Origin of the sequence: Sandarakinorhabdus sp., from assembly GCF_040398665.1 — a bacterium.
Classification (GTDB): Bacteria; Pseudomonadota; Alphaproteobacteria; order Sphingomonadales; family Sphingomonadaceae; genus Sandarakinorhabdus.
On the sequence record NZ_JBBATQ010000003.1, the window covers coordinates 39,291 to 64,772 of the forward strand.

At 67.8% G+C, this 25,482-nt stretch carries 18 protein-coding genes; 13 read left to right on the forward strand and 5 right to left on the reverse strand.

The features are described from left to right. Positions 1 to 4: 4 nt before the first annotated feature. The 4 genes from ABWP22_RS05295 to ABWP22_RS05310 are packed head-to-tail and all read left to right on the forward strand — an operon-like array spanning position 5 to position 4,498. Positions 5 to 760, forward strand: a complete 756-nt coding sequence (locus tag ABWP22_RS05295; RefSeq protein WP_353198917.1) for an SDR family NAD(P)-dependent oxidoreductase — start codon at positions 5 to 7, stop codon at positions 758 to 760. Beyond that, the gene (locus ABWP22_RS05300; protein WP_353198918.1) at positions 757 to 2,310 is read left to right on the forward strand and encodes a PQQ-dependent sugar dehydrogenase; all 1,554 of its coding nucleotides are present in this window, start codon (positions 757 to 759) and stop codon (positions 2,308 to 2,310) included. Before ABWP22_RS05295 ends, ABWP22_RS05300 begins: the two co-directional genes overlap by 4 nt. Further along, entirely contained in the window at positions 2,307 to 3,434 is a 1,128-nt protein-coding gene (locus ABWP22_RS05305; protein WP_353198919.1) for an aldose epimerase family protein, read from the forward strand. Before ABWP22_RS05300 ends, ABWP22_RS05305 begins: the two co-directional genes overlap by 4 nt. Beyond that, positions 3,431 to 4,498: a ComEC/Rec2 family competence protein gene (locus ABWP22_RS05310; protein ID WP_353198920.1), complete on the forward strand. Its 1,068-nt coding sequence runs from the start codon at positions 3,431 to 3,433 to the stop codon at positions 4,496 to 4,498. The genes ABWP22_RS05305 and ABWP22_RS05310 overlap by 4 nt, the downstream gene beginning before the upstream one ends. Here ABWP22_RS05310 and ABWP22_RS05315 read toward each other — a convergent pair. From ABWP22_RS05315 to ABWP22_RS05325, 3 genes are read right to left on the reverse strand one after another with little or no spacing between them, the layout of a single operon-like run. Continuing rightward, a complete protein-coding gene (locus ABWP22_RS05315) occupies positions 4,486 to 6,015 on the reverse strand; it encodes an ABC transporter permease (RefSeq protein ID WP_353198921.1) in 1,530 nt (509 codons plus the stop codon). The two genes, ABWP22_RS05310 and ABWP22_RS05315, sit on opposite strands and share 13 nt — an antisense overlap. Then, on the reverse strand, positions 6,008 to 6,853 hold the full coding sequence (locus ABWP22_RS05320) for an ABC transporter ATP-binding protein (RefSeq protein WP_353198922.1): 846 nt from the start codon (positions 6,851 to 6,853) through the stop codon (positions 6,008 to 6,010). Before ABWP22_RS05320 ends, ABWP22_RS05315 begins: the two co-directional genes overlap by 8 nt. A gap of 4 nt (positions 6,854 to 6,857) precedes the next feature. Beyond that, entirely contained in the window at positions 6,858 to 9,476 is a 2,619-nt protein-coding gene (locus ABWP22_RS05325; protein WP_353198923.1) for a DUF7133 domain-containing protein, read from the reverse strand. A gap of 154 nt (positions 9,477 to 9,630) precedes the next feature. Here ABWP22_RS05325 and ABWP22_RS05330 point away from each other — a divergent pair, with 154 nt between their 5' ends. The 3 genes from ABWP22_RS05330 to ABWP22_RS05340 all read left to right on the forward strand — a co-directional run bounded on the left by ABWP22_RS05330 (position 9,631) and on the right by ABWP22_RS05340 (position 13,092). Then, on the forward strand, positions 9,631 to 10,275 hold the full coding sequence (locus tag ABWP22_RS05330) for a VTT domain-containing protein (RefSeq protein ID WP_353198924.1): 645 nt from the start codon (positions 9,631 to 9,633) through the stop codon (positions 10,273 to 10,275). A 15-nt stretch (positions 10,276 to 10,290) separates the two neighbouring features. Beyond that, positions 10,291 to 12,111, forward strand: coding sequence for a TonB-dependent receptor plug domain-containing protein (locus tag ABWP22_RS05335; protein WP_353198925.1), 1,821 nt, complete (start codon positions 10,291 to 10,293; stop codon positions 12,109 to 12,111). 180 nt (positions 12,112 to 12,291) lie between these two features. After that, on the forward strand, positions 12,292 to 13,092 hold the full coding sequence (locus ABWP22_RS05340; protein WP_353198926.1) for a carbohydrate-binding family 9-like protein: 801 nt from the start codon (positions 12,292 to 12,294) through the stop codon (positions 13,090 to 13,092). A 59-nt stretch (positions 13,093 to 13,151) separates the two neighbouring features. Here ABWP22_RS05340 and ABWP22_RS05345 read toward each other — a convergent pair whose 3' ends face one another. Further along, entirely contained in the window at positions 13,152 to 15,083 is a 1,932-nt protein-coding gene (locus ABWP22_RS05345) for a beta-galactosidase (protein WP_353198927.1), read from the reverse strand. After that, the gene (locus ABWP22_RS05350) at positions 15,083 to 17,194 is read right to left on the reverse strand and encodes an alpha-galactosidase (protein WP_353198928.1); all 2,112 of its coding nucleotides are present in this window, start codon (positions 17,192 to 17,194) and stop codon (positions 15,083 to 15,085) included. Before ABWP22_RS05350 ends, ABWP22_RS05345 begins: the two co-directional genes overlap by 1 nt. Before the next feature lie 69 nt (positions 17,195 to 17,263). Between ABWP22_RS05350 and ABWP22_RS05355 the strand changes: the two genes are divergently transcribed. The 6 genes from ABWP22_RS05355 (at position 17,264) to ABWP22_RS05380 (ending at position 25,394) form a co-directional block, all read left to right on the forward strand. After that, positions 17,264 to 18,745, forward strand: coding sequence for a sodium:solute symporter family transporter (locus tag ABWP22_RS05355; protein ID WP_353198929.1), 1,482 nt, complete (start codon positions 17,264 to 17,266; stop codon positions 18,743 to 18,745). After that, positions 18,742 to 19,761 (forward strand): UDP-glucose--hexose-1-phosphate uridylyltransferase, encoded by a 1,020-nt coding sequence (locus ABWP22_RS05360; RefSeq protein WP_353198930.1) that lies wholly within the window; start codon positions 18,742 to 18,744, stop codon positions 19,759 to 19,761. Before ABWP22_RS05355 ends, ABWP22_RS05360 begins: the two co-directional genes overlap by 4 nt. After that, entirely contained in the window at positions 19,758 to 20,897 is a 1,140-nt protein-coding gene (gene galK, locus ABWP22_RS05365) for a galactokinase (RefSeq protein ID WP_353198931.1), read from the forward strand. The genes ABWP22_RS05360 and galK overlap by 4 nt, the downstream gene beginning before the upstream one ends. A gap of 195 nt (positions 20,898 to 21,092) precedes the next feature. Beyond that, entirely contained in the window at positions 21,093 to 22,121 is a 1,029-nt protein-coding gene (locus tag ABWP22_RS05370; protein ID WP_353198932.1) for a sugar phosphate isomerase/epimerase family protein, read from the forward strand. Between the two features lie 34 nt (positions 22,122 to 22,155). Continuing rightward, positions 22,156 to 23,067 carry a ThuA domain-containing protein gene (locus ABWP22_RS05375; RefSeq protein WP_353198933.1) on the forward strand — a complete coding sequence of 304 codons (912 nt, stop codon included), beginning with the start codon at positions 22,156 to 22,158 and terminating at the stop codon, positions 23,065 to 23,067. A gap of 35 nt (positions 23,068 to 23,102) precedes the next feature. Then, on the forward strand, positions 23,103 to 25,394 hold the full coding sequence (locus tag ABWP22_RS05380; protein WP_353198934.1) for an outer membrane protein assembly factor BamB family protein: 2,292 nt from the start codon (positions 23,103 to 23,105) through the stop codon (positions 25,392 to 25,394). Positions 25,395 to 25,482: the final 88 nt, after the last annotated feature.

Sequence of the window (25,482 nt, forward strand, 5' to 3'; positions counted from 1 at the left end):
CAGCATGCAGATTTCACTCGCGGGCCGCACGGCCGTGATCATTGGCGCCAGCGGCGGTCTTGGGGAGGCGATGGCACACACGCTGGGCGCGGCCGGAGCCCGGCTGGCGCTGGTGGGGCGCAACCGCGCCAAGCTTGATGCCATTGTCGCTGCGCTTGCGGCCGAGGGTGTCGATGCCGCCGCCTTCACCGCTGATGTCACCGATGAGGCCAGCGTCGCGGCATTGGTTGCAGACGTGAACGCCTGGAGCCCCAATCCGCAAATCCTGATCAATTCGGCCGGCACCAACATCCGCAAGAATCTGGTGGAATTCAGCCTGGCCGAATTTCGCAGCGTCATCGATTCCAGCCTGATCTCCACCTTCCTCGCCTGCCACGCCTTTGTGCCGGGCATGATGGGATCGGGCTATGGCCGCATCATCAATCTCGCCTCGATCATGGCGCATATCTCGCTGCCCGGCCGCACGGCCTATTCCTCGGCAAAGGCCAGCCTGCTCGGCCTGACCAAGGCGCTGGCGCTGGAACTGGCGGCCGAAGGCATCACGGTCAACGCCATCAGCCCCGGCCCGTTCGGCACCGAAATGAACCGGGCGGTGATGGACAACCCGGCCGCCAACGCCGCCTTCCTGGCCAGCCTGCCGGTCGGGCGCTGGGGCAAGGTGGAGGAGATCGGCGCGCTCGTCACCTATCTCTGTTCCGATCTGGCCGGCTTTGTCACCGGCACCGATATCCTGATTGACGGCGGCTGGACGGCGCGATGATCAATCGGCTGGGTCTGGCCACTGGCCTTGCTCTGGCGGCAGGATTGCTGGTGGCCCAGGCGCCACCACCGCCGCCGCCTGGGCCACCGGCCGCCGCCCTGAGCGGCCGTGAACTCCAGCGTATCGTCGGTGAGCGTTTCACCGAAAATTGCAGCGGCTGCCACGGTGCGCCGGGCACCACCGGTCGCGCGCCCAATCTGTTCGATCAGCGCCTGCTCGGCAATCGCTCCGACGAGGATCTGTTCCGCATCATCACCAAGGGTGTCGACGGCGCCGAAATGCCGGCCTTTGGCGAGATGCTGCCGGCCGACCAGGTCTGGCAGTTGATTGCCTGGCTGCGGCTGGAGGCCGACACCGCCGGCCCGCGCCCGCAGTTCGTGGCCGATCCCGATGGCGCGGTGATCGCCTCCGAACAGCAGAAATTCCGCATCAAGGTGCTGGCGCGCGGGCTCGACACGCCCTGGGGCCTGGCCTTCCTGCCCGATGGCCGCCTGCTGGTCACCGAACGCGCCGGCCGCCTGCGCATCATCGACGCCAAGGCCGGTCTGCTGGCGGACGCTGTCAGGAACACGCCGCCGGTGTGGGAACGGCAGGATGCCGGCCTGTTGGATGTCGCCGTCGATCCGGATTACGCCAGCAACGGCTGGATCTATCTCAGCCTGGCAGAACTGAAGCCAGGTTATGTCTTGCCGCCGCCGCCGGTGCTGAAGCCCGGCGAGCGGCCGCCCAATCACCCGTCGATGACGGTGATCGTGCGCGGCCGGCTCAACAAGGCCGGCGAATGGACCGACCAGCAGACGCTGTTCAAGGCGCCGGTGGATCAATACACTGCCAGCGGCTCGCATTATGGCGCGCGCTTCGCCTTTGATGCGCAGGGGCGCCTGCTGTTCAGCATCGGCGAGCGCGGCGACATGAAGAATGCGCAGACGCTCGGCAATGGGCTGGGCAAGCTGCACCGGATCAACCGCGACGGCAGCATTCCCGCCGACAATCCGTTCGTGAACACGCCGGGCGCTGTGCCCAGCATCCTCAGCTATGGCCATCGCAATCCGCAGGGCCTCGCCTTCGATGCGGCTGGCCGGCTGTGGGAGGCCGAACATGGCCCCAGCGGCGGCGACGAGATCAACCTGATCCGCCCCGGCGTCAACTATGGCTGGGGCGTCGCGACGATGGGCATGCAGCCCGGCATCTCGGCGCGTGAGGCGCCCGGCATGATCGGCCCGGCCACCTATTACACGCCAACCATCGCACCGTCGGGCATCCATCTTTACCGGCCGGGCGGCAAGCAGGCGGCGCGCTATCCGGGCTGGACCGGCAATCTGTTCGTTGCGGCGCTGGCCGGTCAGCAGTTGCGCCGGCTGGTGCTGGACGGGGATCGCATTGCCCATCAGGAAGTGTTGTTCAAGGCCTATGGCCGCGTGCGCGCGGTGACGACCGGGCCCGATGGTCTGCTCTATGTGTTGGTGCAACAGCCGACGGGGCAGGGCACCGGCCAATCGCTATCGGCGCCGACGCCCGGCCTCGTCATCCGTCTGGAGCCGTTGCCATGAAGCCGATTGTTGCCATCTCCGCCTTGCTGGCCGCCACACCGGCGCTGGCCGGCACGGCCGTCGTCGCGCCATTGGGCACCAACGCCAAGGGCGAAGTGGTGGATGCCATCACGCTGACCAACCGCGCCGGCATGCGCGTGGTCATCCTCACCCGCGGCGGCGCCATTGCCGAAGTCTCGGTGCCGGACCGCGCCGGCAAGCTGACCAATGTCGTGCTGACCCGGCCGGATTTCGACGCGTGGGATCGCGGCGGCTCGTTCAACACGCTGATCGGCCGCTTTGCCAACCGTATTTCCGGCGGTGGCTTCACCATCGATGGCCAGCGGTTCGCGCTGCCGGCCAATCCCGAAACCGGCATCACCATCCACGGCGGCACCAGCCAGACCGGCGGCGGCTGGGGCACCAAGCTGTGGGCGGCGCGCAGTTTCCAGACCGCGACGACGGCCGGCGTCGCGCTCAGCCTGAACAGCCCGGATGGGGACAATGGCTTTCCGGGCGCGATGGCGGTTACCGCCACCTACACGCTGAACGATGCCAATGAATTGCGCATTGACTGGCGCGCGACCACCACGCGCCCGACCCATGTCAATGTGACGAACCACACGTATTTCAACCTTGGTGGCCATGGCAGCGCGCCGATCGACGCGCACCGGCTGCGGCTGCACGCCAGCCGCTACACGCCGTCCAGTGAACGCAATCTGCCGACAGGCGTGATCGCGGCCGTCGCCGGCACGCCTTTCGATTTCCAGCAGGAAAAGCCCATCGGCCCGGCGCTGCGCAGTTCGCATCCGCACATGCTCAACACCAAGGGCCTTGATCATAATTTTGTCGTCGACGGCGCACCCGGCACGCTGCGCCCGGCAGCCGAACTGGTCGATCCCGTCTCTGGCCGCCGGCTGGCGATCAGCACCACCGAGCCTGGCATGCAGGTTTACACCGCCAATGGCTTCAACGGCAGCCAGGCGGCGGCCGGCGGCTTGATGCTACGCCAGGGGGATGGCATCGCGGTTGAGACCCAGCATTTCCCCGACACGCCGAACCGGCCGGAATTTCCCTCGACCTTGCTGCGGCCGGGCGAGACCTTCCTCTCGTCCACGGTGTTTGCCTTTGGTGTGGTGAAATGAAACGCCTGGCACTGGCCCTGCTGCTGGCGGCAGCGCCCGTGCAGGCGGACGATCTGAAGATCATCAGCATCGATGTCGATGGCGGGGCCGCCACACTCTACATCACGCCCGAGGGCCGATCTTTGCTCATCGATACCGGCTGGCCGACGGGGCGTGGCGGCCCGCGGGCGGCACCGGGCGAACCGCCGGTGCCGCCGTCGCCCTCCAGCGCCGAACGCATTGTCGCGGCTGCCCGCAGTGCCGGGCTGATGCGGATCGACCATGTCGTGATCAGCCATTTCCACGTCGATCATGTCGGTGGACTGTTCGATCTGCTCAAGCTGATGCCGATCGGCGAGGTGATCGATCACGGCCCCAATCGCGAGCCACTGCGCGAAGGTCTCAACCCGGCGCAGCTCGCCAACGCGCCGGCAACGCTCTATCCGCTTTACACCGCCGCCATCGCCGGCGTGAAGCACCGCCGTCTGGCCGCCGGGCAGCGGCTGCGCATCGGCGGGCTGGAACTGACCGCCGTCACCAGCGATGGCGTCGCGATCCTCTCACCGCTGCCAGGCGCCGGCACGCCCGGCCAGGCCTGCGACACCCCGGCCACCAAGGTGGACAATGGTGAGGTGGAAAATCTCAATTCGCTGAGCCTGATGCTGCGCTGGGGCAAGGCGCGGATCGCCAGCCTGGCCGATCTCACCTGGACTCCGGCCCATGCGCTGGTGTGCCCGGTCAATCGCATCGGGCGCGCCGATCTGATGTTTGCCGACAATCATGGCAGTGACCTGTCCAATCCGCCGGCCCTGCTCGCCAGCCTGGCCCCGCGGGTGGTGGTGATGAACAACGGCCCGACCAAGGGCGGCGATGCCGCCGTGCTGCAACGCTACCTGGCCTTGCCGCAATCCGCATTGTGGCAACTCCATGCCGCGTTGCGCAGCCCGACCGCCAACACGCTGCCAGCGCGCATCGCCAATGCCGGCCGGGACGACCATGGCAATCTGCTGATCAGCGTTGGACGCGATGCCCGCATCACCATCACCAATCCACGCACCGGCGCCAGCGAGGCCTATTCGCGCTGATCGGGAAGCGGCGGATCGCCGACCCGGCGGCCGGTGATCCGGCCCAGCAATTTGAAGGCATAGAGCATCACCCGGCCGCGCAAGGGCGCCTCGGGCCCGGCATGGGCAGGCAGGCCAATGGCCGGCAATTCGCTGCGCGCCGCCACACTGAGGGCATCGGGGTGCAACGCCGCTTCGAACAGCAGGCGCGCCAGCACATCGGCGGCAAAACGCTGCTTCAATTCGGCTTCCACCAGCAAGGGCAGATGGCGTTCCAGCGGGTCCATCTGCAGCAGATCGGGTACGGCGGCGATCAGCAGCAGGGTGCGCACCTGCTGTTCGGGCGGCCCGGCCGTCGCCGGTGGCCAGCGTTCCAATTGGCGGCGGATCCGGGCCAGCGCGCTGGCCAGCGCCTCATCCGGCGGCTCGGCGGCGATGGGCGCCACCAGCCCGGCATCGGCGGGCAGACGTTCAAAGGCAATGCGGTCCAGATCGAGCGGCGGTTCGGCAGGCAGCGCCAGCGCGGCGGGGGCCTCTGCGGTGGCCGGCGCTGCGGGCCGCAGGCCAGCCTGTGGACGCGACGCTTTCGGCGTGGTGGCTGGCGGCGCGGCGGGGGCGGACGCTGCCACCATTGCACGGGTCGCGTCTGACGTCACCGGCGCCAGATAATCCGCCACCTGTCCGGCCGGCGCGGTGTCCGGCGCGGCCGGCACCGATCGCTGGCGCTGCTGCGCGACGGCGGCCAGTGCCAGCCACAGCGCCAGCAGGGGCAACAGCCACAGGCCGCGCCGGCCGGCGGGCGGCGGCGCGGCCGGTTCCCAACGAAACAGCAGCACCGCCGCCAGCAGGGCGATCAGGCCGTGGCCAGTCAGCGCTGCCAGCTCGAATCCGGCGGCGCGCGTGCCGGTGCCGGTCACCGCGGTCTGGATTGCCACCACCGCATGGCGGCCGGGCAACAGGTTGGACAAGGGCAAGGCCCATTCCGGCAGGCTGGCCAGCGGCACCGCCACGCCGCCGATGATCAGCATCGGCAGGAAGATGCACTGGCCCAGCGCCTGCACGGCCGGCACATTCGGAGCCAGATTGCCGATCAGCGCGCCGATGCACAGGAAACACAGGCTGGCCGTGGCCAGCGCCAGCACGGTGGATACGGGGTGCGGCAGCGGCGGCATGCCCAGGCCTCGGGCGGCCCAATGCTGCACGATCAGCGCGCCGGCCAGCAACAGGGCGCGCGCCAGCACCAGCGCCGCGACGAAGCGCCAGCGCGGCGCCGGGGTCAGGGCAAAATGGCGCCACAGCCCGGCTTCGCGCTCGGCCACCATCTGGGTCGGCAGGCCAAAGGCGGCGCTGCCCAGGATGGTGATGGTGAAAAACGGCCCGGCATGCAGCGCCAGCGGCACCGGATCCTGGCCATAGAGCGCCCAGAACCCGACCAGAAAGAACAGCGGGAACAGCCAGCCGTAGATCAGCGCCATGGGATTGCGCAGCGTGGCCAGCAGATTGGCCCACAGCAGCGGCCGGAACGGGATGTCAGCCATGCGGCTGTTCCTGTGCTGCCAGCACGACATCGGCAAGGCTGGCGCTGGTCACGCTGAGCTCCAGCACCGGCACGTCGCCAGCCTGGGCCAGCAACTGGCGCACGGCGGCCGCCACATCCTGCGCCGTGATTTCGATGCTGGCGCTTTCGGCCCCTGGCAACGCTTGTGCCGTCACCATCCGGATCTTGCTGGGCAGGCCGGCGATCAGATCGGCGGGGCGTCCGCCCGTCAACAGCCGCCCCCCGGCCATCACCAGCACCCGGTCACACAGGCTGGCGGCTTCGGCCAGATCATGGGTGGCCATCAGGATTGCCGCGCCCGCCGCGCGCCGGTCAGCCAGCAGGGCGGCCAGATCGCGCCGCATGCCGGGATCGAGCGCGGTGGCCGGTTCATCGAGCAGGATCACCGCCGGGTCATGCTGCAAGGCCAGCGCCAGTGCCAGCCGCTGGCGCTGGCCGCCCGAAAGCCGGTCCACCCGCTGGTCGGCGATTGCCGCCAGGCCCAGCGCGGCTGCAAGCTTCGGGCAAACCGGCCGGCCCTGCAGCCCGGCAAACAGCGCCATCGTCTCCGCCACGCGCAGCCGCGCCGGCAGGCCGGGCTGTTGCAACAGGGTGCCGGTGGCGGCGCGGGCGGCGCGGCTGCCCGGCGCATGCCCGGCCACGCGGATCTGGCCTTCATCCGGTGCGGCCAGCCCGGCCAGGCAATCGATCAGGCTGGTCTTGCCAGCACCGTTCAGGCCGATCAGGCCAACGATTTCGCCGGCTGCCACGCTGAACGACACATCGTCCACCACCCGGTGGCCACCGCGGCTGCGGCAGACCTGTGCAGCTGCGATCATCGCCTCACCGCTGCGGTGCGTCGATATCCTTTTCCGACCAGGGCATGGTGCGGTGGGCAAAGGCCAGCCGCCATTCCTTCACCGCCGCCGGCGGCAAGGGCGCGCCGGTATTGCCCCAGGATTGGCGCACATAGGTCAGCACCGCAGCGACCTCCTCGTCGGTCATGTCGCCGCCCAACGGCGGCATCAGGCCGATCTTGCCTTCCAGCCCGTTGGTGAGGATGCGCACCGGCACGTCGCCATTGGCGGCGACCCGTTTCGAACCGGCCAGCGGCGGGGCCACCGTGGCCTGGCCCTGGCCCTGCGCCTGATGGCAACCTGAACATTGCTCCGTATAAATGGCCTGGCCGCGCACGAACAGGGCTTCTTCGGCAGCGCTGCGCGGTGGCAGCGCCGGTGGCGCCGGCCGGCCCGGCCAGTTGACCAGCGCCAGCAGCTTGCGCGCCGGTTCGGCAAGGGCGCCGGCGGTGTCGGCCAGCCGGGTCAGCATTGTTGGTTCGCTGGCCAGATCAAAACGGTTGCCGCCACTGCGCGGGCGCGACACGCCGGGGATATTGCCGCCGGCGCGACCGCCGGCCACGGCATTGCCGCCGCCTTGTACGCCGCCGGCAAAGCCCAGCGCCAGCCCATCCATGATCGCGGCACGGGCCTGCGGCGTCAGCGACTCGTTGCTGGCCATCGCCACCAGTGCCTGACCGGCGGGGCCTTCGCGGCGCTTGGCCAGCGCACCAGACAGCATCGCCAGCGCATCGGCCGGCGTTGCCGGCGCCGACGCCAGCGCCGAAAGCACGGCCATTTCGCCGTCCTTCATGCCCGACACCGCCGCATCGACCAGCACCTGATCATCGCCATGCGCTGTCAGCAGAGCAATCATCGGCGCCATGCGCTGTTCGGCGGGCAGCACGCCCAGGCTGGCGGCGGCCTGTACGCGCACCTGCCAATTGGCATCACCGGCCAATGCCAGCGCCGCCTTCATCGGTTTGGCGGCGGCGGTGGCCAGCCAGGGTTCGGCCAGCCGCAGCCCGGCGGCACGCAGTTCCGGCCGCGGATCGGCCATCGCCAGTTGGGCAAGATCGACTTGCATCCGGCCCATGCCCTGCAACGTCCACAGCGCGTGCAGGCGAGTGCGCCAGTCCACATTGCGATCGCGGGCCAGTTTCGCCAACAACGGCACCGTGGTCGGATCGGCGCGCTGCACCAGCAATTGTTGGGCGGTGTCGCGCCACCAGCCGTCGGGGTTGGACAGGTGGCCGACCAGCGCGGCGCTGCTGTCGCGGTTCATCTGCGGCCGTGCCACCGGGGCAGTCGGCACGGCGCGGCCATCAGGGCCCAGATAGACGACGCGATAGATGCGGCCGTGGCCGGTGCCGCGCGACAGCCCGCGCTTGGTGATATAGTCCCGCAGATAATCGGTCTGCAGCGGGCCATCCTGCGAGACGCCGCGATACATGTCGGCAATGTAGATGCTGCCGTCGGGCGCGCTGGCCAGCGCCGTCGGACGGAAGCGCACATCGTTGGAGGCGAGGAATTCGCCCTTGGCGTAATAATCCTCGGCCTGCTTGCGGCCCTGGCCATCATCCTTGAGCCGCAGCAGGTGGACGATGTTGGTGGCCCCATCGGCGACAAAACCCATGCCCTGCACATCGGCCGGCAGGCGGTTGCCACGATAGATGAGCGGCGAAGACACGCCGCCATAATAGCTGGCGGTGCCGTTGGCGCGGAACACTTCGCGCCGATAGCCGCGATTGAGGCCGAAGGTGGGGTGGGCCGGCCAGATGTTGGTCTTTTCCTGATCGACGAGATTTTCATACAGGCCGCGCGTGCGCACCAGATCCGGATTGCGCGCATAATAATCCGGCGACAGATAATCGACGAACAGCGGATCGGTGTTGACGTTGCGATAGATGCGTCCCGCATCATCCTGGGTCACGCCCCACTGGCCGCGCCGCAGGCCTGGCACGGTGACGAACTGGCCGGCCTTGTACGCCAGATTCCATTCATGCTCCGACACGACCAGCAGATTGTCCATCCCCCAGAACAAGCCGTTGGCGCCATGTTCCAGCACACCAAGCCGGGCAAAGCCGTCAGTCACCTTCACCTTGGTGTCGGCCTTCAGATCGCCGTCGGTATCGCAGGCTTTCCACAAGGTGGGCGGTTCGCCGATCAGCGCGCAGCCGCCGGCCAGGATCTTGAAGGCGCGCGGCAGCACCAGCTTGTCGGCAAACACGGTGCGGCGATCGAACACGCCGTCATTGTCGGTATCGTCCAGCACCACCAGCCGATTCACCGGCTCAAGGCTGTTGTCCATCGACAGATTGTGCGCCCAGCCCGGCAACTCCATCACCCACAGCCGGCCATCGCCATCGAATTCCATCAGGATCGGATCCTGCACCAGCGGCTCGGCCGCCACCAGTTCCACGGCATAGCCCGGCGGCATGGCAAAGCTTTTCAGCGCTTCGCGCGGGGTGCGGACCGCCGGCTCATCGGGTTCGCTGGATTCGAAAAACGGCCAGGGCCGATTGAGTTCGCTGCGCGGCGGCGCGGTCAGGCTGGTCGCGGCCAGCAACAAAGGTGCGGCCAGGAGCGTGAAAAAGGCGCCGTTCAGGGCCCTGCGATGTGCCATGGTCTTCATCCTGCAGATGGTGCCTTCGTGCCGCAGGCGGCGGCGCTTGGCAATTCCATACTGTATATAGTATGCGCCGCGTGCAAGCCACGTTTGTGTCGGCTTGACGGTGCGGACGACGTGCCGCATGCCCCCGGCCTGGAGCAAAGGGCAGATGCAAGCAATATGGGCGGGACGGGCGCGGTGGCTGGTGCTGCTGGCTGGCCTGCTGGCCGCGATCCTGTTGCCCTGGGCGCTGATCGGCGAAGATGTGGCGCGGCTGGCGTTTGCAACCGCGACCGCCCTGGCGGATCGGCCATGGCTGGTGATGGGGCTGGTGGTGCTGCTCCTTGCGCTCGATCCGCTGCTGCCCGTGCCATCCAGCATTGTCGCGGTGGCCGCTGGCAGCGCGCTGGGGTCCGTGATCGGGGCCACGGCGATCTGGCTGGGTCTGATGGCCGGGGCGCTGCTGGGCTATTGGCTGGGCCGCTATCCGGGTCGGGCGCTGACCAGCCGGCTGCTGGGTGACGCGGCCATGCCGGCGCTGAACCCGCGGCTGCACGCCCTGGGTCCGCTGGCGCTGCTGCTCAGCCGGCCGGTGCCGGTGGTGGCCGAAGCGGTGGTGATCATGGCCGGCGCCGCGGGCATGGCGTGGGCCCCGTTCCTGCTGGCCATCGTGCCGGCCAATGCGGCGCTCGCCATCGCCTGGGCCGGGCTGGGCGCCGCGTCATCTGCCGGCAATCCGGGGCCGGCGCTGGTGGGGGCGATCGCCTTGCCGGCGCTGGGCCATGCCATCTGGCACCTGTTCCGTCGCCGCTGAAGCAAAAGAGTATCCATGTCGCTTGTTGTCCTGATGCTGGCCCAATTGGCCGCCACCGCGCCGCCCCTGGTGGTCACCGCCTCGCGCCTGCCGCCGGTGTCTGCGCCGATCCGGATCGATGCCGAGACGCTCGACAGCAGCGGCAGCGTTGCCTCGGCTCTGGCAGGCGTGCCCAACCTGTTCATCGCGCAGCCGGGCGGACGCAGCGGCTTCGCGGCCGCCACGCTGGACGGCGCCGATCCCAATTTCACGCTGGTGCTGTTCGATGGCGTCCCGATCAACAACGCCACCAGTTCGCGCGGCGGTGCGGTCAATCTTGCCGAGATCGGCAGCTTTGGCCTGGCCGGCATCGATCTGCTGCCGGCGCAACTGTCGGCCGTGCATGGTTCGGGGGCGCTGGCCGGCGTGCTGGCGATCACGCCGCGGGCCCCCGCCGATCGGCTGGAATTGATCGCGCAGGGCGGCGGCATTACCCGCGGTGGCCACACGCTGGCCGCTGGCGTGTCCGGCCCGATCGGCGGCGGCTGGGGGGGCAGCCTGACCGGCCAGATCGACGATGACGGCACGCCAACGCCGCTGGCCCGGTTCGTGGCGCGCACCGCTGTGTTGCGGGTGGTACGCGATACCGGCGGCGATCGCTTGCTGCTGCGCTTCAACGATATCGATTCGGCCGGCTTTCCCGATGCCAGCGGCGGCGCGTTGCTTGCGACACGCCGCCTGGCCGAAACCCGCCGGGCGCGCGAACTTCTGGCTGCGGCGCGGACCCGCCAGATCGTGGGCGCGGGACTGATCCTCGATCTCAACGCCAATTGGCTGGGGCGCAGCGATACGCTCGCCAGCCCTGGGGTGGCTGGCGCGGCCAGCAATCCGGGTGGCCTGCCCGCCAGCACGGATGAGACGCGCTATGATCGCCTGATCGGCCAGGCCAGCCTGGCGTGGACGGCCGGCACGACACAGATTGCCGCCGGCATCGAGGGCAGCAACGAGAATGGCCGATCCAGCGGCAAACTGGATTTCGGCTTTTTCGCGCTGCCCACTGCCTATCGGCTCGACCGCGCGGCCTGGGCCGGCTTTGCCGAAATCGCCAGCCGCGCCGGCGCCGTGGCGGGCCAGGGCGCGCTGCGCGTCGATCGCATCGGCAGCCTGAAGGCCCGACTGTCCGGCCGGGTCGCAGCGGCGGTCGATCTGGGCGACGGCTGGCGGGTCGAGACGTCGGCCGGCAGCAGCTTCAAGGCGCCGAGCTTCTACGCGCTGGCCAATCCGCTGGTCGGCAACCCGGCGCTGCGGCCTGAATCCGGCCGACGGGCCGATGTGGCGCTCATGTGGCAACAGGATCGTACCCGCGTGCGCCTGACCGGCTTTGTCGCGCGCTATCGTGATCTCATCGATTTCATCTTTCAGCCGGCGCCGGCGCTGGTCAATCGCGGCCGCGTCGCGGTGGACGGGATTTCGGCCAGTCTGGCCCAGCAACTGGGCGACGTGCAGTTCGATCTGGCCGTGCAGCATATCTGGCCGCGCGATACGGCCGGCGGGTCTGGTCTGCTGCTGCGGCCGCGCTGGCGCGCCAATGTCGCCGTGCGCTGGCAGGTGACCAACCGGCTTGCCGCCAATCTGCGCGCCGGCCAGGTCGGCGCGCGCGATGATGAATCGGTGCCCGGCGGGCGGCAGCGCTTGTCGGCCTATGGGCAATTGGCGGCGGATGCGCGCTGGCAGGCGACGGACGCGCTGGCCATCAGGCTGGCCGCTGACAATCTGCTGGATGGCGACTGGCAGGATGCCGCCGGCTTCCCGGCGCCGCCGCTGCGATTGCGCCTGTTGGCGAGCGTCCGGCTCTAGCCGTACGCCCTCAGCCGGCGAAAGGGACACCATGATAGGCGTCCATTCGGGCGCTGAATGAAGCGCAGTTGGATGGTCCCCGCCGCCAGCCAACTGGAAATTTCGGCTGGGCCATGCTCAAGCTCTTGCTGTGGCGCGGCAGCGGCCGGCGCTGGGCTTTCAACGAGGGAGGCTGGGTTGGTGGACTGTATCGCACGCCGGATTGCAGGCGATCTGGTTGTTGATGGCGATCTCGGCAAGCCGGCTTGGGCAACGGCGGCATGGAGCGACAGCTTTGTCGACATGGCAACCGGTGCGCCGGGCTTGTTCGAAACGCGAACGGCGATCCTGTGGAACGATCGCAATCTTTACATCGCGTTCCAGGTTGAAGAGCCCTTTGTCGAAGCCCGACTGACGACGCGCGACAGCATCATCTTCACCGAGAATGATCTGGAATTGCTCATCGATGGCGGTGATTGCTATTATGAACTGGAAGTCAACGCCGCCAATACGGTGTATGAAGTGTTCTTCATCTGGCGCGATGCGTTCACGCGCGGCAGCCGGTTCGATACGGCGCAGTTCGATCTCTATGATGCAAACACCTACAGCTTTGGCGGCGATTATGATCGCAGCGGGCCGACCTTCTGGCGTGGCACGCATCCGCGCGGCGTGCGCTGGGCGTTCACCGGGTTTGACATGCCGGGCCTGCAGACCGCGGTGCAGGTGCAGGGCACATTGAACGACAACAGCGACCGCGATTCTGGCTGGAGCCTGGAGATTGCCATCCCCTGGGCCAGCCTGGCGCTGCTCGCCGACGGCCGCCAATTGCCGCCGGCCGATGGCGACATCTGGCGCATGTTCCTGGGGCGTTTCCAGAAACTGCTGCTCAGCGGCGGCGAAGTGATGCCGCATCCGGCCTGGGCGCTGAACAGCCACGGCGTTTATGACACGCACCAACCGGAAAAATGGAGCCGGGTTCGCTTTGATGCGGGCGAGGGGTGAATTGAAGCACTTTGGTTCCCTCCCCCTTGAGCGGAGGGCGTTGAGGGCTGCAATCGACCTTAGCTTGCCACCCGCCAGGCCGCAACGCTGGCCGCGGGCAGCAAATATGTGCCGATGATCAGCGACGCCGACGCAATCCCTGCGATATCAACAGGATCGCGACCGTAGTTGAAGCAGAAGACGATGTCGCCGGCCCGGCGCACCCGCACGCCCGGCGGCAGCGAGACCGTCGCCAACCCCGCCTCCGCCGCCATCCGGCCCAGCACATCGGCCAACAAGGCATCATCGGGCCAGCCGGCCAGATAGCGCATGGTCTGATGGCGATAGACGATGCCGCGCCCATTCTTCAGGGCGATTTCGGGCGTCAGGCTGGTTTCGACATGTTCGTACCAGCGCCCCACGGCAAAGCCGTCGCCAGTCTCCACCAGGCCGTCGCGCAGCGATTCGACGCGCGGGATGGTGATCGGCAGGGCGGTGCGCAGCGGGCCGGGCGGCAGGCCTGCGGGGATCTGGAACGTCACCGTGCGACTGCCGCTGCGCGGACCCAACAGCACCGGCACGCCCAGGCCGGCCAGCCGCGCCACAAGTTCGTCGTCAAGCAGCGGCAGCGACGGAATCACCACCATCGCATAGCCATCCAGCCCGGCATCGGCGGGCAGGATATCGACGTCAAAGCCAAGCTGCCGCAGCGCCGAATAACAGCGGAACACCAGTTCGACATAGCGGAAGCTGCGGCCCTGCGGCTGGGCTTCGAACAGCCAGGCCGCTTCGTAGGAAAAGATCAGCGCCACCGATTTGGCCGGCGGCCCCAGATCGCCCAGCGCTGCCAGATCGGCCGCCGCGGCGCGCGCCTCGTGGGCGCCACTATCCTCGACACTGTCGGGGCGCAGCAGGCCGGCGTGGTGCGCTTCCTGCCCGAACGGCGCCTGGCGCCAGCGGAAATAGCTGACCAGTTCGGCGCCGTGGGCGGCCGCCTCCAGCGTCCACAGCCGCACCATGCCATCCAGCGGCGCCGGGTTGTGCGCCGCCCAGTTCACCGGGCCGGGTTGCTGCTCCATCACCCACCAGCGGCCGTGCGCGCAGCCGCGATAGAGATCATGGTGGAAGGCGGCGATATCGGGGTGGCCCTGGCGGGCATAGGCCAGCTTTTCGGCGTCGCTGAACCAGAATTGATCGAGAAAGCCGATGGGATAACTATCCCAGGTCGCGACATCGAGATCGCGGCTGAGTTTGTGGTGATCGAACTGCGTGAAGAACCCCATGAAATTGTGGACGATATCGCGCCCCGGCGAACGGCTGCGCAGGATATCCACTTGGGCCCGGTTGAAGCGGGCGACCTCATCCGACGCAAAGCGCCGATAATCGAGAACATGGGCGGGGTTGGGCTCGGTCACGGTCAGGTTCGGCGGATCGATTTCGTCGAAGCTGCGATATTCCATGCTCCAGAACACATTGCCCCACGCCGCATTCAGCGTGTCGATATCGCCGTGCCGCGCCGCCAGCCAGCGACGGAAGCCCTGCGCCGCCGCCGCCGAATGGCTGACGACGGTATCGTGGCAGCCATATTCATTGTCGGTCTGCCAGGCGACGATGCCGGGGTGGGTGCCATAGCGATCGGCCAGCGCCGCCACGATCCGCTGGCACTGCGCGCGATAGCCAAGGTGGGAAAAACAATAATGCCGCCGCGATCCGAAGCGGCGTTCGCGGCCGTCGGCATCGATGGCCAGCATGTCGGGCATGGTATCGACCAGCCATTTCGGCGGGGTCGCGGTGGGCGTGCCCAATATGATGCCCAGCCCGGCACCATGCAGCGTGTCGATGGCGCGGTCGAGCCAGCCCCAATCATAGCGGCCGGCTTCGGGTTCGATCCGGCTCCAGGCGAATTCGCCGATGCGCACGCGCGTCAGCCCCAGCGCCGCCATGCGGCGTGCATCTTCGGCCCACCAGTCTTCTGGCCAATGTTCGGGGTAATAGCAGCAACCCAGGCGCATCAGCGGTGATCCTGTCGTGTGAACGCAATCAGATGCGCGGTGGCCGGGCGCGACAACGGCAGCACCAGGCCGGCATCGGCCAGCATCCGCCCGCTCAGCACCAGCCCAGCCGCGCCATCGGTGAGCGGAAAGCGGATCTCGTAAAAGGCGTCAGGCACCAGCCCTGGAAACCGCATGGCGCGGGCATTGTAATCGCCGGACAGATCGGTGCGCGCCACCAGCGCCAGCGCGTTCGTGTCATCGGCCACCATGGTGCCGAACAGGCCCGCATCGTCAAACGCCAATTCGCGCTGCACCCCGCTGTGCAGCAGGCCGCGATATTGCTTGTAACAGGCGATATGCGCCGCCAGCGTGTGGCGCTCCGCCTCAGCCATGGCGCCCGGATCGGCCTCCACGCCCATGTGGCCGAACATCGCGACCTTGGCGCGAAATGCCATCGGCAGCGCGCGGCCGGTGATCGGGTTGGGGCAGGGGCCAACATGGTTGCCCAGCACTTCGGGCGGCAGGAACAGGCTCCAGGCGCGGTTGATGCGCAGCCGATCGATGGCATCATTGTTGTCGCTGGGCCACACCCGGTGGCAACGGCTGAGCATGGCATGATCGATGCGCCCACCGCCGCTGGCGCAGCTTTCGATCTCCACATTCGGGTGCGCCAGCCGCAGCCGGTCGATCAGGGCATGGTGGGCCTGCGCCTGGGCGTGGCCAACGCCATCATTCGGGAACAATTCCCGGTTATGATCCCATTTCAGATAGGCGATGGCGTGTGCCATGAGCAACCGGTCAAGCACGCCGAACAGATGCGCGCTCACCGCTGGCCGGGCGAGATCGAGCACCAGTTGGTGGCGCTGGGTCGGGCGATCCAGGCCCGGCCGGTGCAGGCACCAATCGGGCTGGGCGCGATAGAGCGCGCTATCAGGGCTGATCATTTCCGGTTCGACCCACAGGCCGAAATCCATGCCGAGGCCCGCGACCGTCGCGATCAATCGATCCAGCCCGGCGGGGAAGCGCTGGGCATCGGGCACCCAATCGCCCAGGCTGGTGCGGTCGTCGCGGCGGCCGGCAAACCAGCCGTCATCCACCACGAACCGCTCGATGCCGATGGCCTGGCCGGCGCGGGCCAGTTGCACCAGCCGGTCCTCATCCATGCCGAAGGCGACGGCTTCCCAACTGTTGAGATGCACGCGCCGCGCCGGCCAGTTGGCGCGGTCCGGCAGCACAGCCCGGCGCAGATGCGCATGAAAGGCCCGGCGCACGGCGTTGCGGCCGGCCAGGCCCAGCGCCAGCACAGCGTCTGGCGTGACGAAGCGCCCGTCCGGCGCCAGCACGATCTCGCCTGGATCGAGCCGCGGCCCGATCTGAACGATGGCGCCGTCGGCATCGCGCTCGATCAAACTGTCATGATCGCCGCTCCATGCGAGGTGCAGCGCCAGCCCATGGCCCTGATCGGCGCTGAAGCCGGCATCATGCAGGATCAGCCAGTTGCCGCCATCAAACCCCGGCCGCCCGCCGCGCGATGCGCCGCCGCTGCGGCCATGGGGGATCGCCGCCGTCACGTCCTGCATTTCCGCGGCCCAGCGGCCGTGGAAGCGCGCGGCATGGGTGGCCCAGGCCGGCAGCGGCAGGCACAGGCTGGCGATGCGGTCCACCGCCAAGGGGGTGGTGCCGTGGTTGGTGATCGTGCTGCGCGCGCGGATCACGTCGCCGCTGCTGATCTGCCAGTCGATGGCGATGCTTATCCCGGCGACCGGATCGGTGAAGACGAGATGGAAGCTGCGCGGACCGACCGTCGATCCCGCGTCGGGCACCAGATCCATGGGCAGGGCCTTATCGCCGCGTCGGGCGATCAGCGCCGGTTGGCCCATGTAACCGCGCCCCGATTGCGGCCACAGCGACGCCAGCGGCGCAATCTCCGGCTGCGAGGCATGGCGGGGCGGCTGCACCGCGCGGGCGAGGGCACCGAGATCCTCGGCCGCGGGCAGCGCCGCGCCGGCATGGATCAGCGCGGGGACCACGCTGCCCTGTTGGGCGAACACCAGTGTGATGGCATCGCCATCGATGCGAAAGGCCTGGCCATCCCGAATGTCTGTGCTGCTGGCGGCATCGCGTTCCATCATGATATCCTTGCCGCTGCCCCGCTTGCGCGCAAGGTGTGACCGCCTATGCTTTGCGCAAAATCGACCATGGGGGAGAGCAGCTTGTCGGGCATCGCCGTTGATACGGGCATCCAGCTGGGCGTGGCCATCTTGTGGCTGGCGGTGATCGGGTTTGCCACCTGGCTGAAGGTGCGGCGCGCCCGCCATGATGGCAGCGAGAAGGACGTCTATCTGGCGGGCGGCGGCCTGGGCTGGGTGTTTGTCGCCGGCTCGATCACGCTGACCAACCTGTCCACCGATCAACTGGTGGGGATGAACGGCAACCAGATGCTGCTGCTCGCCTGGTGGGAGATCTCGGGTTTCTTCGGCCTGTTGATCCTCGCGCTGGTGTTTGTGCCCATCTATTACCGCAACGCCTGTACCACGGTGACGGAACTGCTCGATCGCCGTTATCAGGGCGATACGCGCATCCTGCGCACGCTGATTTCCGGGCTGTTCCTGTTCGGCAACATCCTGATCTATCTGCCGGCCGGGCTGTATAGCGGCGCGCTGTTCCTGCAATCGCTGTTCGGCGGCGGCGTGTCGCTGCTGGTGTTTGCGGCGGTTCTGGCGATGATCAGTGCTGCCTATACCATCGTCGGCGGCCTGCGCGCCGTGGCGGTGATGGACACTTATTCCGGCTTCGGCGTGCTGGCAATCGCGCTGCTGGTCGTCGTGCTGGCGGTGGCGGCGGTGAATTATGATCCGTTCGGCGGCGTGCCGCCGGAACGCACGACAATGATCGGCGGGGCTGCATCCCCCATTCCGTTCCACACCTTGTTCACCGGCATGTTGTTCATCCAGATCTTCTATTGGTCGACCAATCAGAACATCACGCAAAAGGCGATGACCGCGCCAACCGTGCGGGAGGCGCAGAAGGGCGTGCTCGCCGCCGCCGTGATCCGCATCCTGATCATTCCGGTCATCGTCACGGTGCCCGGAGTCGTCGCCTTCAAGCTGATGGGCAATGTCGGCGACCGGGCCTATGGCCTGCTGGTGGCGCAGGTACTGCCGGCCTGGCTGTCGGGCAGCTTTGCCGCCATGATCGCCGCGGCCGTGATCGCCCACACCAGCGCGGTGCTGAACAGCACGGCGGCGCTTTATGCGGTGGATTTCCACAAGGGCTTCTTTGGCAAGGTGGCCGACAACTGGCGGTTGAGCACCATCGTGACGGTGGTCATCACCATCGCGTCGGTGGCGCTGGTGCCGATGTATCAGAATGCCCAGAGCATCATCAATCTGTTGCAGCAATTGAACGGCTTGACCTCGATGCCGATCCTGTCGGCCTTCATTGTCGGCCTGATGTTTCGCGGCGTGGGCGCCAGTGCGGCGACAACGGGCGTGATCTGGGGGGTCGGCGTGTACGCGCTCTACAGCTTCTGGTTGCAACCGGCCGGCCTGGTGCCCTTGCACTATATCGATTTCATGCCGATCACGCTGATCAGCTCCGTGGTGGTCGCCCTGGCCTATAATCGCGTGGTGCTTGGCCGCAGTGCCCAGTTCATATCATGGCGGCGGGCCGCGTCATGAGCTTGTCTGCAGCGCCGCAGCCACATCGCCGGCGCAATCCCTTGACTGGCCGCTGGGTGATGGTGTCGCCGCACCGGCTGGCGCGGCCCTGGCAGGGGCAGCAGGATGCGCCGGCCCCAGCGGCCCCTGCCCATGATCCGGCCTGTTACCTGTGCCCCGGCAATGCCCGCGTCGGCGGCGCGCGCAACCCGGATTATGCCGCCACCTTCGTGTTCGACAATGATTTTGCCGCCGTGCTGCCCGATACGCCGCCGGCCGACAGTGACGATCCGCTGTTTGCCAGCGCCAGCGCCCGCGGTGTGGCGCGGGTGATCTGCTATTCCCCCGATCATGGTGCCACCATGGCGCAACTGTCGGTGCCGGCGGTGCGGCGCATCGTCGATTGCTGGGCCGATGAAAGCGCTGCGCTGGGCGCGCATTATCCGTCGGTGCAGATTTTCGAGAACAAGGGCGCGATGATGGGGTGTTCCAATCCGCACCCGCATGGTCAGATCTGGGCGACAGCACATGTGCCCGACGAAGTGGCGATCGAGGCGGCCAACCAGCAGGAATATCATGCCCGGCATGGCACGCCGCTGTTGCGCGATCTTGCGGCGCGGGAAGCCGATGGGCCGCGCGTCGTGGCCCACAACGCCGACTGGCTGGCGATCGTGCCGTGGTGGGCGAGCTGGCCGTTCGAGACGCTGCTGCTGCCGCGCTTTGCCGTGGCGCGCATGCCCGATCTCTTGCCCGGCCAGCGCGACAGCCTGGCCGATATCCTGTGCCGGCTGACGGCGCGCTATGACAATCTGTTTGCCTGCCAATTTCCTTATTCGATGGGCTGGCACGGTGCGCCGTTCGGCGATGCCGATGCCGATCCCTGGCAATTGCACGCGCATTTCTATCCGCCGCTGCTGCGCTCGGCCAGCGTGCGCAAATTCATGGTCGGCTATGAATTGCTGGCCGAAGCGCAGCGCGACCTGACCCCGGAAGCCGCCGCCGCGATGCTGCGCGCCGTGCCGGATGTCCGCACATGATCGATCCCGTCGCCCGCGCCGCCGCCGCCTTTCGCACCGTCCATGGCGAAGCGCCAGCGCGGATTGCCCATGCGCCGGGGCGGGTCAATCTGATCGGCGAGCATACCGATTACAATGATGGCTTCGTGCTGCCCTGCGCCATTGATCGCGGCACGGCGGTGGCCATCGGCCCGGCGGCTGATGGCATGATCAGCGTGACCAGCGCCGATTATGACGAAACGGACGTGTTTGATCCGGCAGCGCCGTTTCAACCGGCGCCGGGCTGGCGCAGCCATGTCCGCGCTGTGGCGGCGGTATTCCGGGCGCGTGGCCTGCCGCTGGCCGGCGCGCGGCTGGGAATCGCCGGGGACGTGCCGCAGGGCGCCGGCCTGTCCTCCTCCGCGTCGCTCGGGGTGGCCCTGGCGGCGGCGCTGGATGGCGAGCAACGGTTTGACGCCACCGAATTGGCACTGATCGCCCAGGCAGCGGAAAATGATTTCGTCGGCGTGGCGTGTGGCAACATGGATCAGCTGATTGCTGCCCATGGCCAGGCGGGCGCGGCGCTGCTCATCGATTGCCGCACGCTGGCCATCAAGGCCGTGGCGCTGCCCGAAGACATGGCGGTGCTCATCATCCACTCCGGCATTACGCGCGGGCTGGTGGAAAGCGCCTACAACGCGCGCCGCGCCGCCTGCGAGGCCGTCGCGGCCCGGCTTGGGGTGAAGGCGCTGCGTGATGCCGATCTGCCGGCGCTGGCCGCCGCAGCGGGGCTGGACGCGGTTGCATGCCGCCGCGCGCGGCACGTGATCAGCGAAAATGCCCGCACGCTGGCGATGGCCGCGGCCGTGGCGGCGAGCGACTGGCCGCAGATCGGCACGCTGATGGCGGCATCCCACGCCTCCATGCGCGATGATTTCGAAATCACCCTGCCGGAAATCGATGCGCTGGTGGCCCGGCTGGCGGCGGCGACCGGCGGCATTGGCGGGGCGCGGATGACGGGCGGCGGCTTTGGCGGCTGTGTGGTGGCGCTTGCCCGCGGCGATCGGGTGCCGGCCTTGCACGCAGCCGCACTTGCGCATTTCGCCAGCGTCGGGCGGGTGCCGGGCTTGATCCACAGTTGCCGGCCGGCCGCCGGGTTGCAGATCACGCCGGGCTGAGCAGGGCTGCAATCTGCACGGCCCCATTGCGTGCTGCACCACGCCGGCATAGCATGTACGTACGAGTTCGGACATGAGGGTAGCGGCACAGCCTCGGCAACAGGGGCGCCGACACGCCGGGCGAGGGGGGCAGACGCGTTGCAGGCTTGGCACGACCATGGCTCAGGCCACACACGTCGCGGCGCGCTTGCGCTGTTGGCGGCGGGTGCGGCCGCGTTGCCGGCTGCCCAGGTGCTGGCCGGTCAGCCGACTGCGCCCCCCGCTGTCGGTGCCGCTGCCAACACTGCGCCCGCACTGGCGCTGGTGTCGCGGCACCTGCAATGGACCAGCGCCGATCACGGCCTCGACGTCGCCCAGCGTGCCGGCTTTCCGGCGATCATCTGGACGGTGCGGCGCGGCGCCCATGTCGAACCGGCGGCGGTGCGCACCGAACTGCCGCGCATCATCAAGGCCACGCAGGCAGCCGGCCTTGCCACGCCGATGGTCATCACCGGCATCGGCGATGCGCAGTCGGAAGGGATCGAGGCCACGCTGGCGACGCTGCAAAATCTGGGCATCCGCCTCTATCGCGCCGCCGCGCCGCGCTATGATTATGCGGCGCCGTTCCAGCCGCAATATGATGGATTTCGCGCCAAGCTGGAGCAGCTCGCCCGGCTGAACGAGAAATATGGCACCACGGCCGCCTTCCACACCCACGCCTATGCCGACACCATCGGCGGCAGCGCCTGGGATTTGTGGATGCTGATGCGCGATATCGATCCGCGCTTTGTCGGCATCAATTATGATATCGGCCATGTCATGGCCAAGGGTGGCGCCGGTTGGCGCGAGAGCATCCGCGCGCTGGGGCCCTATCTCCATTCGGTGTCGATCAAGGATTTCCGTTGGGAAAAATTGGCCCAGGTGCCCGCCGGCCAATGGCCGTGGCGCACAAGGCTGGTGCCGCCGGGTGAAGGCATGGTCAATTTCGGCGACTTCTTCCGCTATCTGCAAGCCAGCGGCTTTGCCGGCCCGCTGGAGACCTATTATGAATATCTGGCGCAGGTGCCGGGGGTTGCGGCCCCGTTCGACATGCTGGGCACCGATGTCGGCAAATGGCAGCTCACCATCCCCGAAGCCGCCTTCGTCGCGCTGCTGCAACGCGATGTGCAATTTTATCGGCAAGCCTGGACCATGGCGCTGACCACGCCCGCACCGCCGCCCTTTTCGGTCAAGGCGCCCGACTGACATGCCGCGCCTGCCAGCCCCCGGAGACACGCCGATGTCCAGAACCCGTCTTGCCGTGGTGACGGCGGCCCTGCTCGCCGCCGCCAGCGCCCATGCGCAGCCCGCCGCGCCGCCGGCTGGTCCAGCCCCGCAGGGCGGCCCCGGCGGCCTGTGCAACGCGCCGTGCGATCCCTATCCAAACATGAAGAAATTGCTCATCGTCGCCGATGTGCAATCGGGCTTTCACCACGCCAGCCTCAATCACACCATGGCGGTGCTGGAACAATTGGGCCGCAAGGCCGGCGTCTATGTCAGCTTCCTGCGCACCGACAGTCAGTTGATCACCAAGCAGCCGATCAAGGTGACCAGCGCCCGCTATGCGCGCGGCAACACCAATATCCGCAATCTCGATTATTTCGATGCGGTGATGATCCTGGGCAGCGGCGAAGGCACGATGACCGACGCGCAAAAGGCCGATCTGCTCAGTTTCGTGCGCGATGATGGCAAGGGGCTGATCGTCGGCCACGCGCAGGGGATCAATCTCTACAACTGGCCGGAATGGGGCGTGATGATCGGCGGCGTGATGGCCAGCGAATATCCGGCCACCGGCATGTTCGCGCGCGTGAAAGATCCGAAGTGGAAATCCGCCGCTGCATTCGGCAAGAAAAGCTTCCTGTGGAAAGACCAGTGGCCGGTGCTCACCTCGGCGTTCAAGCGCGGCGATGTCCACACCATCATCGAACTCGATCCGGCCAGGCTGACGCCCGAACAGCTGAAGCGCGCGGGCCGCACCGACAATTATTTCCCGATCGTCTGGGCCAAATCCTACGGCAAGGGCCGGGTGTTCAACATGACCGGCGGCCACAACGACGCGCTGCTCGATGAACCCAAGACCCAGGCCCTGTATCTCGAAGGCATCAAATGGGCGCTCGGCCTGACGAGCCACGATGTGACACCCGACCAATGATCCGCAACCGCAAACCGCAGCCAGATGGAACCGACATGCACACGACCGACCGCAAAATCACCTGGCTTGCCGCCGGCTTTCTGGGCACTGCCGGCCTGATGGCGCTGGCCGCCACCGCGGCCTTTTCGCAGAACACCCCGGCCGCGATGCAGTTGCCGGCCGGGCCGGGTCGCGATCTTGTCGCCAGCAACTGTTCGCAGTGCCACGCGCTCGGCCTCGCGCTCGGCAAGCGCCGCACGCCCGAGGAATGGGGCACGCAGCTGACCGCCATGGTCGCGCGCGGCGCCCAGCTGGATTCGGAGCAGTTGAAACTGGCGCAGGCCTATCTGGCCACGCATTTCGCTGCCGCGCCCAGCGCCGGCGGCGCCGTCCAGGCCGCCGCATCACAGCAGGCCGGCCCGGCGCAATCCTATCCACGCCCCACCGGCCCCGCCCAATGGCCGGCCTATGGCGGCGGCAACGCCAACCGCAACTTCGCCGCCCTTACCCAGATCACGCCCAAGAATGTCGCCAAGCTGCAGCCGGCCTGGTCCTATCATTATGGCGCCGGCGTCGTGGCGCAGGGGGATCAGGGCCTCGATTATCGCTTCGAAGTGACGCCGCTGCTGATCGGCGGCATCATGTATTTCTCCACGCCCTCCTCACCGGCGACGCCGGGCCTGAAGGCGTCGATTACCGCGCTGCGCCCGGAAACCGGCGCGCTGATCTGGAAATATGAAAGCCCGGTCAACATCCATGGCCGCGGCGTCGCCTATTGGCCGGGCGACGACAAGACGGCACCGCGCATCATCTTCGCCACCGATGGCGGCCTGATCATGGCGGTGGACGTCACCACCGGCAGGCTGGCGCCCGATTTCGGCTGGGGCGGCCAGATCGATGCCTATATCGGCGTGTCGTCGGAAGTGGTCGGCGAAACCCGCCGTTCCAGCTTCACCATTCCCAACCCGGTCACCGTCTGGCGCAACCTGTTCATCACCGGGTCGCGCCCCGGCGAGGATGGCCCGCCCGGCCCGCGCGGCGATATCCGCGCCTTCGATGCCCGAACCGGCCGCAAGGTCTGGGAATTCCACACGATTCCGCACCCCGGCGAAGAGGGCAGTGATCAATGGCCGGGCAGCAGCTGGCGCGATGTCACCGGCGCCAATGTCTGGTCGACGATGAGCGTCGATGACGAGCGCGGCATCGTCTATGCCACCACCGGTGATGCCAATGTGGCTGCCGCCGTCGGCGGGTCGCAGCCCTATGCGGCCTCCATCCTTGCGCTCGACGCCGCCACCGGCAAACGGCTGTGGAGCCACCAGTTGACCCACCAGGATGTGTGGGACTGGGATTCGCCGACCCCGGTGGTGCTGATGGACCATGTCGAGAACGGCAAGACCATCCCGGCCGTGCTGGTGACCGGCAAGCATGGCCTGGTGTTCCTGTTCGACCGCGTCACCGGCGAACCGTTGAACGGTGTGGCCGAACGGCCGACCCCGCAGATGGACAAGCCCGATCCGTCGATCTGGCCGACACAGCCGTTCCCGGCCTGGCCGGAACCGGTGGCGCGCACGCAGATGACCCGTGACGAGATTCCCGATCTGGTGCCCGGCATGAAGGCCGCCTGCCAGGCGACCTGGGATCAGTACAAGGCGGTCAGTGGCCCGCTCTACACGCCGCGCCGCCATCCCGATCACGCTGTCGTCACCTATCCCAGCTCGGTCGGCGGGTCGAATTGGGGCGGCGGCGCCTATAATCCGGAAACCGGCCTCTATTACATCGCCGTGCAGAACCGTGTGACCTTTTCGCTGCCGTCGAACGCGCCGCAGGGCATGGGCCATGCCAGCCCGCCGGTGCCGGGCACCGCTGCTGCTGCCGCCGCTGCCGCCGCACCGCCGCGCCCGCGCGGGCCGCGTGGTGGCCGCAACCAGCCGTTCACCTTCACCACGCCGGACAACATCACCCTGTCGTGCGGTGCGCTGCCGTGGGGCGAAATGGTCGCGGTCGACATGAAGGCGAAGAAGATCGCCTGGCGCGTGCCGCTCGGCATCACCGAAGGCATCGGCCCCAAGGGCCTGACCACCGGCACCAGCAACATCGGCGCCACGCTGACGACCGCCACCGGCCTGGTGTTTGTCGGTGCCACCAACGATCGCCGCCTGCGCGCGCTGGACGGCAAGACCGGCCGCAAGCTGTGGGAAACCACGCTGGACGCCAGCGCGGCCGCCGCGCCGATCAGCTACATGGGCAGTGATGGCAAACAATATGTCGTGGTGGCGGCTGGCGGCGGCACTTCGGTGGGCCAGAAGCAGATGGCGGACACGCTGATCGCCTTCAAACTGCCGTGAGCGGCGGTCACGCCACCTATGGCCAAGCCAAATCGTCTGTTCTATGTACGAACTTGTTAAACCATCATCGGTCGGGAGCTGGTGCTGG